Source organism: Paenibacillus maysiensis, assembly GCF_000520815.1.
Lineage (GTDB): Bacteria > Bacillota > Bacilli > Paenibacillales > Paenibacillaceae > Paenibacillus > Paenibacillus maysiensis.
Genome location: NZ_ASRY01000109.1, coordinates 37,189 through 44,952 on the forward strand (window position 1 = coordinate 37,189; position 7,764 = coordinate 44,952).

The following is a 7,764-nucleotide window of genomic DNA, read 5'->3' on the forward strand; positions in this document are numbered from 1 at the left end:
TCCTTTTACTCAAATTTAAAACGTTTTTCCAGCGCTCTAAAGAATAGCGTCAGCACCAAAGCCAACAACAAATAGATCATAGCCGCTACAAAATAAGGCACAATCGTAAAATCACGGTTCACAGCCGTATTCGCAAAATGCAGCAGTTCCGGTACAGCTACCGCGTATAGCAGAGCCGTATCCTTGACCAATGTTGTCGCCTCATTCGTGACCGCAGGCAAAGCAATCCGTACCATTTGTGGCACAATGACTCTAATCAGCGTCTGCGACTTGCTCAGGCCCAGCACTTGTGAAGCTTCGTATTGCCCCTTATCAATCGACAACATCCCGCCTCTGAAAATTTCAGCAAAATAAGCCGCATAATTCAGCACAAACGCCAGCAACGCAGCCGTTGTCCGGTCCAGAACCAGATACTCCCCGATCACAGGCAACATCGGCAGACCAAAGCAAAAGAACAGCAATTGCAGCAAAAGCGGTGTGCCCCGTATGACATAAATGTACGTATGCATCAGCCAGGCAATAGGCTTAATTCGGCTTTTCGCTAGCAACGTAACGATAAATCCCAGCGGAATGGACAAGATGAGCGTGATAAAAAATAAAATAACCGTCATCTGCGCCCCTTCGAGCATAGGCTTCATAATTCGTAAAATATAATCCATACTCATAACCTTCGACTCCTAAACCCTTAGTTCAATACGCTACGTATTAATTCAAAACTTTATCTTCACCAAACCACTTTTTCGAAATCTCAGCAGCTTTGCCATTCTTGTGCAGCTCATCCAAAGCAGATTGCAATTGCGTCAGCAGCTCATCGTTCCCTTTTTTCACGCCGATGCCATACTCCTCAGGGGCCAGCGATTCATCAAGCAGCTTATACGTTCCTGGCTCTTTGGACATATAGTATTTGGCTACCACTTCATCAATGACAACCGCATCCAAACGTCCAGTTTTCAGGTCGGTCAAAGCGAGCACATTATCGGGATACTCAGACACCTTCACCTTGCTCTTGATCGGATTCGCATCTAGTGCATCGGCTGCCGAGGACAATGTTTGAAGACCCACGTTTTTGCCCGCCAAATCGTCCAGCCTCGTGAGATTGGATTTGACCGGAAGCGCGATCACCTGACTATTTTTCAGATACGGCTTCGTAAACAGCACTTTTTCCTTGCGCTCATCCGTAATCGTATATCCGTTCCAAATCAGATCAATACGGCCGCTGTTCAGCTCGGATTCTTTGGTAGACCAGTCAATGGGCTGAAATTCCACTTGCTTACCCATCTGCGCCGCAGCCGCCTTGGCGTAATCAATATCAAATCCGGTCAGCTCGTTATTTTCATCTCTAAAACCCATCGGTGCAAATTTATCATCAATTCCGATGATCAGCTTGCTGTTATCTTTACCGCCGGAACATCCGGCTAAAACGATCATAATCAATCCAATCATCATTGTGAACATGGCTGTTTTTCTCATTTTATTCCCTCCAGCAATGGTAACTTCCCTATCCTAAAGGACAGGCGGCAAACGCTTTAGTTCGTTAACACGTTATCAGAGTATCATCATAACATACCGCAGGATACTCGTCGAGAGGAATAAGCGGAATCTTAGCCTTATAATAATGGAAAAACTGTGACGAAAATTTGACCAAGGTTCTATAATGTAAAACCTTACCTAAACGTATGAGAAGCTTTCTTGCGGTTGGTAGGCGCTGCGCGTACAGATTGTTCTTCCGATCGCCATCGCCCTCGGATTTTTATTATTTTATACAACCTGTAAAGGTTAAAATCCGGGACAAAAGCGAACGCTTCGCTTCTTCAGAACAATTCTGCCCGCTCCGCTCGCAACCGCCGTAATGCTTCTATACTTTTTTGACTTTTCCTGAAATCGTTAAGGGACAGTTACATAAATATATTGATTTGCGGTAATTTAGCGGCAAATGTGTTATAAATCAGTGAGAAGGAGGTTTTATAATGTTTAAACCGAGATATACCATTACGTCGTCGATGATTAATGATTTACTGAAAATAGAACGCTCCAGCGTAGTTGTAGAACAGCTTCCACTTCCGGCAACGATTCTTGAGGAATTAAAAAAAGAAGCGCAAGAGGTGACTGTACTACTTTCAACCAAAATGGAAGGTAACACACTGGACAATGAAGCAAAGCGGAAGGTTCTTTATAAATCTAGTAAAAACGACGAAGAGCAAGAGGTTTATAGCTTGATGAAGGCCATTGAATTTCTAGATGAGTCGGAGCAGCGTGAACTGCCCATCACCGAAGAATGGATTAAAAAACTACATGCTATCATCAAAGTAGTACATGGACGCAGACCTAGACTGAGCGAATACCGTAATGAACAAAATAAAGTCGGCGACCGCAATCAAGCAGGTTTTTATCTCCCGCCGGAGTCTCAAGATGTTCCCGTTCTGATGGAAGACTTGATTGCATGGGTTAATTCGCCGCATAATGTGAATTTAGCTGCTCCAATTCAAGCAGGAACAGCCATGTGGCAGTTTCTAACTATTCATCCGTACATGGATGGCAACGGACGAACTGCTCGTATGATCGCTACGTACATTTTGCGTAGAGGGGGTTATGGTCTGAAAGGATTGTTCGTTTTGGAAAATTTCTACGATCGAAACCTAAATGATTATTACCGTGCTTTGCAGATGAAGCTTTCCCATAACTATTATTTTGGTCGAAATGATGCAGATATAACTGTTTGGTTGGAGTACTTTTTGAGTGGATTGGCCGAAGTATACTCAGAAGCAGCAGAGATCGTTCGACAAAAAAATAGCGAGCTGCTCAGGGTAGAACCTGAACTGATCCGTAAACTGGACATACAGCAACGTACACTATTCCGTCAATTGGTATTCTATTGTAAGCTTCCTCTACTATCCCATTTATTAAACGAAACTCTAAATTCTGTTCCTAGCCCTAACTGACTTACAACGGTGATCATACCGCCTTGCTCTTCAATAATAGACTTGGATAAGGACAAGCCAATGCCAAGACTTTGTGGCTTTGTCGTTCTTCTCCCTCTATAAAATCGTTCAAAAATGTGAGGCAAATCTTCTGGGGAAATGCCTTCTCCTTGATCTCGAATGATTACTGTCTGGAATAATGAATTTTTTTCTAAAATAACATCAATTCCTCCCTCTAGTGGCGTATGTTCCAGTGCATTTTTAATCAAGTTAATCAAGGCTTCTGTTAGCCATTCTTCATCCGCCCAAACATACATATCTTCTCCACCATGAATGTGAATCTTCTGCTTCCTTTGCTCGGATAACATTCGCAACGAATGTACAGCATGATCGATCATTTCTCTTACTCGAACGCGTTCTATCAGGAACGTTATTGCTCCGGCTTCAACCCGTGCCATCTTCAGTAAACTGATAATCAGCCATTCCATTCGCTCTAGTTGTTGACGGCCTCGATCCAGAAATTTCGTTCTCATTTCTTCCTTCATATGAGGATCATTTAGCAAATTTTCATTAAAAACGATGAGGGTTGCTAGTGGCGTTTTGAGCTGATGCGAAATATCGGAAAGCAGGTTGCGTAGAAACATTTTCTCTTGTTGGAGTTGCCGAAGACTGTTGTGTAACCTTTCGGCCATCGCGTTAAAGTTTCGTCCTAATGCGCCAAAGTCTCCTTCATCATTCTCGGGAAGCGGTTGATCAAACTGATGTTCAACAACCTGCTCCGCTGCAAAGGTTATGGTTCGAATCTTGTTAAATATTTTGCGGTATTCCCATCCCAATAACAGCAGTAATGGAATACTATAAAGCAAAACCTGAGTCGCCGTTTTCATGGGTAAGGCGTTATCCGAGAGTACAGGTTGATCGTTTACGGGCATATCTTCCTTATATGCATATTGAGCCAGGCTGCGTTTTCCCTCTACGATTTCATCTTCTTGTGCACCCTGAGTGATAAAGTGGATAATTTCATTTTCTAGTTGAGGAGCTTGCTTCAAAACATAACCAATCAATGCAGCATTTTGATTAACCACGGCCTTATTGATCTGACTGACTTGATAACTCATATAAAAGAATATGATTACCGCTAACATAACTTGTAATACGATCGCTTTAACAGTAATAGACTTCCACTCTGGATTACGGACGAATTCATTCATGGTTTATCTCCCTACAATATCTGCATTCCATTTATATCCGACTCCTCGAACGGTAATGATGTATCTCGGTACCGCAGGAACATCCTTGATCTTCTCTCTTAACCTTCTGATATGAACTGAAAGGGTGTTGTTATCGATGAATTCTCCTGACATATCCCACAGACTGTTAAGGATGATACTTCTGCTGCAAATTTGCTTGGGGTGAGTCATTAACATCAATAGCAATCGATATTCCAGCCCCGTCAATAAAAGTTCCTGATTGTTTTTAAGAACAATTCCTTCTAGAACTCGAACTTCAATATCGTCGGATATCCATCTATTCGGTTCATCCGTGGGCTTATGATTGCGCCTTAATACGGCTTTCATTCTAGAGAGAAGTTCTTTGGTACGGAGCGGTTTGGTCATATAATCATCTGCTCCCAAATCAAGACCAGCAACAACATTTGTCTCCTCATCCAAAGCTGTCAAAAAAATGATGGGAACCTGAGATAATGCACGGATTTCCCTACACAGGTCATACCCTGAACCATCAGGTAAATTTATATCCAACAAAATTAAATCGATGTTGTCTGTCTTTAATGCCTTTCTGGCTTCTTCCAAGCTACCGGCAAGAACAACGGCATATCCTTCACTTGTTAAAGTATATTCAATACCGAACACCAAATTATCATCATCTTCAACCAGTAAAATTCGATTCATTGAGCACCTCAGTTTAATTCAAGAAAGTTTTTAAAATGCTTACTTATTATCGTACAGAACTCCATACAATTCCGTTTTTCAAAAAAATGGCGGCGGTAAAACTACACCGTTTTTCCACTGTATCATGAAAGATATCTTTCACAAAGCTGTTTAGTGGAAAATTTATTAAAGACAACTCTGGTTCACCCATTAAACGTCCCAAAAATCATCAACCAATGTGGAATAATTTTTAAGTTGAGAAAGCCTATTTCTAAGCCACGCCCAGTGAGGGAAAATTTTCTGTTGTTCATGCCCAAATGGAGAAGGCAGGCTCCCTTTCGGACTAAATGTCGGGCTATTTTCTTCACATTCTGTCATCAACGCCTGTTGCTGCATTTTGGCTTTGCCCCGCATTCGGCAACGACGGTACCCGTGTAGATTTTTGGCATCAGCAAGCTACGCTCAATGGCTTGAGCGCGGCACTTGTAGATCTGCTCGTCTTCGGCGCTTATCCGGTTTTGGTGTACTTTCTTTTTGTAGTCCTCTAAACTATCAAGTTCAATGCTGTGATACAAAATAGAACTTATTCTAGTCCAGTTAAGCTTTAAGTCTACTAAGTATTCTTCGAAATAGCGTTCATAAAAATGACCTTTGGGGAGCCATTACAAATGTGATCCGATCTAGTTCATCTATATCCAAAAAAAATTTTCTCATTTGCTATACACTTCTTTTGTTTTCTTTATAGTATTGATCAAGAGTGTCAAAAATAATAAAAGATAAAAAAGCTTCCTTTAGAATTTCATGATTGTCATTGTATAATCAGCATAATTTCAAATAGGCATTCCCTGTTATTTAGGGTTTGCAATATAAAAAGTAATCTTGTATCATTTTCAGTGAATGAACGATCACTAACTTAAATAAAAGGAGAAATGTCTTATGAATGAAATGGATACAAGCCGTACACTGCGTTTGTTATTCCCTCAATGGCAAGGAGGGAACAATCCTCCTTACGTTCTGGGAGCTCACTTGTTAAACTGGCTTGCTCCCAAGTCTAATGGTCCTTTTGAAGAAGTACCCGTCGATATGAACCCTAATGTAGAAAAAGAACAAGGTATAATTGCCAAAAGTACCGTGTTACAACAAGCTAGATCAGCCAAAAGTCTAATTCATAAACATAACCCTGAACGTATCGTTGTCCTTGGAGGGGATTGCAGTGTAGAACTTGCTCCTTTTTCTTATTTGAATGAGAAATATGATGGAGATGTTGCTCTGTTATGGGTAGATGCTCACCCTGATGTCTCGATCCCTGAAGACTTTGAAAACCATCATGCTCATGTTCTTGCCAATTTGCTTGGGGTAGGTGATCAGGAATTTGTTGCAGAGGTGCCTCATCTTTTTAAACCTGAACAAATCCTATATGTAGGATTGAACGACATGATCGATGCTCTTCACTCAGAGCCCATGAAAAACATGAAATTAGATATTGTAGGTCCCGATGAAATTAAGAAGGATAGTTCTAAAGTGCTCCAATGGCTAGCTGAGAAAAAACCGTCCAAGATTATTATTCATTTTGATCTGGATGTACTGGATATGAAAGAATTCCGCTCTATTCTGGTTGCTTATCCGGGAACATACGAAGAATACACCAAAAGCTTCCCACAAGGATCAAGTATGGAAACCATTATCCGAGTTTTGCAAGATGTAGCCAAATCCTATGATGTAGTCGGTCTAGGGATCACCGAACATTTCCCTTGGGACTCTTATTTCTTGGCGAACATGCTGTCTCGTTTACCTCTGCTTGGAGATATTGATAATAAAGAGCGTCCAGTCTTTAATACACTTTAATCCAAATGCAGACTATGGTAATGTACATGGTATGATGGATGTACATTATTTCGAGAAACAAGGAGGTTGCAGGGATAAGAGCCAAGAAGGTATCCCTGTACATTTGAAGTACAATGAATAACTCTGAACCGCCTAAATCGAAACGAATGAAACAAAAAGACGATAGCAGACGCTTGCTCATCGAGGCTGCTGTTCGATGTTTTTCACGCAATGGATTTCACAAAACAGGCATTGTCGAAATTGCAAAAGAAGCAGGAATGAGTGCAGGGAATCTGTACCGCCACTTTCCAAGTAAAGATGCATTTATTATTGCATTGGTGGAAGAAGAACAGCGCCATGCCTTGGCCAAAATGGAATTTAAAGAAACCGAAAAAGATCCTCTCGGACAGATTCTGACGATTATAACTAGTTGTGTCAGTAATCCCGTATATCCTATGGACCAGAGATTATGGATCGAAATTTTGGCTGAAGCTTCACGCAATAAGGGTGTGCGACATGTCTTCAATCAAAGTGATATCATCATGCGCGAATCATTCAAGAATCTGCTTACAAGTGCTATTCATGAAAAACAAGTAGATCCAGATTATGATGTGGAGACCCTTTCTCTCTGGTTGTATGCGCTGATTGACGGCCTTATTGCACGTACAGCCACTGACGAACAATTTAGTTTCGATCACCATATGAGTCAATTCAATCAACTGATTCGCCAAGCATTAAATCCCAAAGAGCTCCAGTAAAAGAAACAGCGGTAGCTATGGACGAGAAAATAAAGTCCTAGACTGCCGCTGTTTTACGATTACTTTAATGGCGCCTCCGTCAGCTGTTTTTTGGCGTACAATAACCATCCTCGCAAACATTGCCTGATTCTTGGTTTAGAGTTGTATCTAACGTCATCAGCGGATGTTCCTCGTCCCATACTTTTTGCAGCGCCTCCAGAAACACTTCACTTGATTGTGCACCTGAAATCGCATATTTGCGGTTGATGACAAAGAAAGGTACACCTGTAGCTCCAAGATTGCTTGCTTCGCGCCCATCTGCACGAACTTCATCCGCATATTGCGTGCTTTCCAGCACGTGGAGCGTATTCCTCGCGCTTTTTCAGCTCCGCACGC

9 protein-coding genes are annotated in these 7,764 nt (G+C 41.6%); 3 read left to right on the forward strand and 6 right to left on the reverse strand.

Translation table 11 applies throughout. The annotated features are described in order from the left end of the window. Positions 1 to 5 precede the first annotated feature (5 nt). Both L696_RS0107605 and L696_RS0107610 read right to left on the reverse strand, forming a co-directional pair. On the reverse strand, positions 6 to 665 hold the full coding sequence (locus tag L696_RS0107605) for an amino acid ABC transporter permease (protein WP_025683112.1): 660 nt from the start codon (positions 663 to 665) through the stop codon (positions 6 to 8). Positions 666 to 705: 40 nt separating this feature from the next. After that, a complete protein-coding gene (locus L696_RS0107610; RefSeq protein WP_025683113.1) occupies positions 706 to 1,470 on the reverse strand; it encodes an amino acid ABC transporter substrate-binding protein in 765 nt (254 codons plus the stop codon). 497 nt (positions 1,471 to 1,967) lie between these two features. On the opposite strand from L696_RS0107610, the gene L696_RS0107615 reads away from it, so the two are divergent. Continuing rightward, positions 1,968 to 2,939 (forward strand): Fic family protein, encoded by a 972-nt coding sequence (locus L696_RS0107615; protein ID WP_025683114.1) that lies wholly within the window; start codon positions 1,968 to 1,970, stop codon positions 2,937 to 2,939. Here the strand turns inward: L696_RS0107615 and L696_RS0107620 are convergent. From L696_RS0107620 to L696_RS31400, 3 genes are all read right to left on the reverse strand, one after another. After that, the gene (locus tag L696_RS0107620; protein WP_025683115.1) at positions 2,870 to 4,129 is read right to left on the reverse strand and encodes a HAMP domain-containing sensor histidine kinase; all 1,260 of its coding nucleotides are present in this window, start codon (positions 4,127 to 4,129) and stop codon (positions 2,870 to 2,872) included. The genes L696_RS0107615 and L696_RS0107620 overlap by 70 nt on opposite strands. 3 nt (positions 4,130 to 4,132) lie before the next feature. Beyond that, positions 4,133 to 4,828, reverse strand: coding sequence for a response regulator transcription factor (locus L696_RS0107625; protein ID WP_025683116.1), 696 nt, complete (start codon positions 4,826 to 4,828; stop codon positions 4,133 to 4,135). Positions 4,829 to 5,017: 189 nt separating this feature from the next. After that, positions 5,018 to 5,203 carry a hypothetical protein gene (locus tag L696_RS31400; protein ID WP_134902189.1) on the reverse strand — a complete coding sequence of 62 codons (186 nt, stop codon included), beginning with the start codon at positions 5,201 to 5,203 and terminating at the stop codon, positions 5,018 to 5,020. Between the two features lie 540 nt (positions 5,204 to 5,743). Here L696_RS31400 and L696_RS0107635 point away from each other — a divergent pair. Then, complete coding sequence (locus L696_RS0107635; protein WP_025683118.1) at positions 5,744 to 6,652, forward strand: arginase family protein; 909 nt, start codon at positions 5,744 to 5,746, stop codon at positions 6,650 to 6,652. A gap of 113 nt (positions 6,653 to 6,765) precedes the next feature. Then, positions 6,766 to 7,389: a TetR/AcrR family transcriptional regulator gene (locus L696_RS0107640; protein ID WP_025683119.1), complete on the forward strand. Its 624-nt coding sequence runs from the start codon at positions 6,766 to 6,768 to the stop codon at positions 7,387 to 7,389. Between the two features lie 79 nt (positions 7,390 to 7,468). Here L696_RS0107640 and L696_RS0107645 read toward each other — a convergent pair whose 3' ends face one another. Further along, positions 7,469 to 7,726 (reverse strand): DsbA family oxidoreductase, encoded by a 258-nt coding sequence (locus L696_RS0107645; RefSeq protein ID WP_025683120.1) that lies wholly within the window; start codon positions 7,724 to 7,726, stop codon positions 7,469 to 7,471. Positions 7,727 to 7,764 lie beyond the last annotated feature (38 nt).